The following is a 3,579-nucleotide window of genomic DNA, read 5'->3' as shown; positions in this document are numbered from 1 at the left end:
AGCCCGGTCACCGAGGGCCGCTCGGCACCGGGGTACTGACAGGTCACATTCGCGTAGCGCACAGAAGACATGGTTCGAGGCCTCTTTCCCGGCAGGCACGTGCCGGACGATCCGAAGGAGAAGAGCTGCCCCCTCACGTGATGGGGGCCACAGTGATCCTAATCACCGTCGGGACGCCGCCGCCATCGGCGCGCCGTCACCCGAGGTCACCGCAGCCGGCCCCGGCGCAGCTCGGCCAGCCGGGCCAGGGCCGTGGCCAGTTCGTCCGGCGAGGCGACCCGGTGCGCGGCCAGGCTCTGCCCCGTGCCCACCTTGATGCCGAGATCGGCGGGGCCGAGCTCTCGCATCGCGTTCTCGTCCGTGACGTCGTCACCGGCGAACAGGGTGACGTCGGCGCCGGTGGCCTGCATGAACGCCGTGATGCCCTCGCCCTTCGTCGCCGAGTGCACCGAGGACTCGACCACGTGCTGGCCCGGGGTGATCTTCAGCCCCTCGAGCTGTTCGAACTGCTCGAACATCTCCTGCTCCGCCCGGGCGCACAGGGTCTGGTCCGCCATCGTGCGGGTGTGGAAGGCGGCCCCCGTCGGCTTCAGCTCCAGCCTGGACCCGGGATACCGGGCCACCTGCGCCTCCACGAGCGCGGTGGCCTGCGCCAGCAGCTCCTGCTGGGCAGGGGAGAGCTCCAGTGCGGTGTCGGCGGCCGCGTCCCCCAGGGCGTCGAGCAGCAGCTCCGCCCCGTGCGAGCCGGACAGGAGCATCCGGCCGGCCGGGTCCACCACGGAGCGCAGGAACCGCATGGGCCGCCCGGAGACGACGGCCACGTACGTGCGGTCCAGCTCGAGGAGCTCCTCGAGCGCGGACCGGGCCTCCGGCAGCGCCCGGCTGTCGTCCGGGTCGTCCGTGAACGGGGCCAGGGTGCCGTCGAAGTCGAGGGCGATCAGCAGGGTCTCGGCCTCGGCCGCCCGGGCGAGGGCGTCCTCCAGCGCCGGGCGGGTGTCGTCGTGCGGGTCCATCACCGCTCCTCCTCATCGGTCGTCCCGGGGCGGGTGCGGGCGAGATCCCGCAGGAACGCCTCCGACCAGTCGTTGACGTCGTTGCCCAGGACCTGTCGGCGCATCGAGCGCATCCGCTTCTTCGCCTCGGCCGCGGGCATGTCCTTGGCCCGCAGCATCGCGTTCTTGAGCCCGTCGATGTCGTGGGGATTGATCAGCAGCGCCTGCTTGAGCTGCTCGGCGGCCCCCGTGAACTCCGAGAGGACCAGGACCCCGGACCCGTCCGTCCTGGCCGCGACGTACTCCTTGGCCACCAGGTTCATGCCGTCCCGGAGGGAGGTCACGAGCATGACGTCGGTCGCGAGGTACAGGGCCACCATCTCCTCGAACGGGTAGCCGTGGTGCAGATAGCGGATCGCGGTGTGGGAGATGGTGTCGTGCTGGCCGTTGAGATGGCCCACGAGGCCCTCCACGTCCTCCCGGAGCTGGACGTAGGACTCCACGCGCTCCCGGGAGGGATTGGCCACCTGGACCAGCACCGACGGCCCCACCGTCAGCCTGCCGTCCTCCAGCAGCTCCCCGTAGGCCTTGATGCGGTGCAGGATGCCCTTCGTGTAGTCCAGGCGGTCGACGCCCAGGAACACGGTCTCCGGGTCGCCGAGCTCGTGGCGGATCTCCCGGGCCCGCTCCTTGACCTCCGGGCGGGAGGCCAGCTCCCGGATCGACTGCGCGTCGATGGAGATGGGGTACGCCTGCGCGTGCACGGTCCATGCGGCGTCGTCCGTGCCGAAGCGGGCCACCCCGTTCTTGAACGGCACGTCCAGGAACCGCCGCACGCAGCGCTGGAAGTTCTGGGCGTCACCGGGGCGCTGGAAGCCGATGAGGTCTGCGCCCGACAGCCCGTCGAGGACGTCCCGCCGCCAGGGCAGCTGCGCGAAGATCTCCAGGGGCGGGAACGGGATGTGGTTGAAGAAGCCGATCGTGAGGTCCGGCCGCAGCTCCCGCAGCATCTTGGGGACCAGCTGCAGCTGGTAGTCCTGCACCCACACGGTGGCGTTCTCGGCGGCGATCTCGGCCGTCCGCTCGGCGAAGCGGCGGTTGACCTGGCGATAGCTGTTCCACCACGCGCGGTGGAACTCCGGCGGCGCGATGACGTCGTGGTAGAGGGGCCACAGGGTCGCGTTGGAGAAGCCCTCGTAGTAGGCCTCCACCTCCCCGGCGGACAGCGGCACCGGGGCGAGGTGGAAGACGTCGTGGTCGAAGCGCTCCAGCGTCTCGTCTGCGGCCCCGTGCCAGCCCACCCAGGCGCCGGCGTTGCGGGCCATCACGGGGGACAGGGCGGCCACGAGCCCACCGGGGGAGCGGCGCCAGGAGGACTCCCCGTGCTCGACGACGCGCTCCACCGGCAGACGGTTGGAGACCACGACGAAGTCGTAGCCGCCCTCCTGCGGCACGTCCGTCCGTGGCTCCGGCACCTGCTCCAGATCGTCCGAGGAGGCGGTGGGGGTCTGCTCTGCAGTCACGAGATGTCCTTCCGGTAGGTCGTCGTCGTCCCGGCTCCAGTCTATTCATCAGTGTGCTCACGGTTCTGCCTGATGATCTCCTGAGTCGGCGGCCCGGGAGGGGGTCCGATAATCTGGGCGACGACACGTCCCCATCCGCCCCCCAGGATCTTTCGAAGAGGACCCATGGCCACCAGCAGCAGCACGACCCCCGACCCCCGGAACCGCGACGCCGCCCGAGAGCGGGCGCGGCAGGTCGCGGACCAGCACGCACGGCAGGACAAGCGCTCCCGCCGGATCCTGCAGCTGGGCATCCTCGCCCTGGTCCTCGTGATCGTCGCGGTGATCGGCATCGTGGTGGCGCAGAACCGCGCCCAGCAGATCCCCGAGGCCGGCCCCGTTCCCGCCAGTGCGAACCAGTGGGGCGGCACGGTGCTGACGGCCGACGGGATCCGCACGGGCGAGTCCGAGGTCGAGGAGCGCGACCTCGGTGAGGTGCCCGAGGCCCCGGAGACCCCCGACGACACCGCTGTCCCGCCGGGCGTCGAGGCCTCCGGTGACGACGAGCCCGTGCAGGTCGTGATCTTCCAGGACTTCGAGTGCGTGCACTGTGCCGACTTCGAGGCCGAGAACGCCGATGCGCTCGAAGAAGCCGTGACCTCGGGCGACATCGTCCTCGAGTACCGCAACCTGAACTTCCTCGACCGCTCCACGCCGACGCAGTACTCCTCGCGGGCCGCGGCCGCCGCCTACGAGGTGGGCAACCAGGCCTCGGCCGAGCAGTACCTCGCCTTCGTCGAGGAGATCTTCACCCACCAGGGCACCGGTGGGCTGGACGACGAGCAGCTCGTGGAGATCGCCTCCTCCCACGGCGCCGACATCGCGAGCGCGCTCGAGGAGAACACGTGGCGGCCGATGGTCAACGTGGTCTCGCAGGAGTCCCTCGCCAACGGTGTCTCGGGCACCCCGACCGTCTTCATCGACGGCGAGCGGCTCGGCAACGAGGCCTTCCAGGAGGCCCTCGACGCGGCCGTGGCGGCCAAGGAGTAGCGACCCCTCCCGCACGGAGCAGGACGACGGCGCCG

General features: G+C 70.8%; 3 protein-coding genes. 1 reads left to right on the top strand and 2 read right to left on the bottom strand.

What is annotated here, in order from left to right; genetic code table 11:
* Positions 1–206: 206 nt before the first annotated feature.
* Both otsB and ACYVM4_RS11590 read right to left on the bottom strand, forming a co-directional pair.
* Positions 207–1,013: a trehalose-phosphatase gene (otsB, locus tag ACYVM4_RS11595; RefSeq protein WP_460668672.1), complete on the bottom strand. Its 807-nt coding sequence runs from the start codon at positions 1,011–1,013 to the stop codon at positions 207–209.
* A complete protein-coding gene (locus ACYVM4_RS11590; RefSeq protein ID WP_368822698.1) occupies positions 1,013–2,467 on the bottom strand; it encodes an alpha,alpha-trehalose-phosphate synthase (UDP-forming) in 1,455 nt (484 codons plus the stop codon). The genes otsB and ACYVM4_RS11590 overlap by 1 nt, the downstream gene beginning before the upstream one ends.
* A gap of 213 nt (positions 2,468–2,680) precedes the next feature.
* Between ACYVM4_RS11590 and ACYVM4_RS11585 the strand changes: the two genes are divergently transcribed.
* Positions 2,681–3,544, top strand: a complete 864-nt coding sequence (locus ACYVM4_RS11585) for a DsbA family protein (RefSeq protein WP_368822631.1) — start codon at positions 2,681–2,683, stop codon at positions 3,542–3,544.
* Positions 3,545–3,579 lie beyond the last annotated feature (35 nt).

It is taken from the genome of Kocuria himachalensis (assembly GCF_054784195.1).
This window is presented reverse-complemented; position numbering and strand designations above follow the sequence as displayed.

Coding starts and splice junctions, on each gene's coding strand:
- otsB (WP_460668672.1), bottom strand. CDS start 1,013: ATGGACCCGCACGACGACACCCGCCCGGCGCTGGAGGACGCCCTCGCC.
- ACYVM4_RS11585 (WP_368822631.1), top strand. CDS start 2,681: ATGGCCACCAGCAGCAGCACGACCCCCGACCCCCGGAACCGCGACGCC.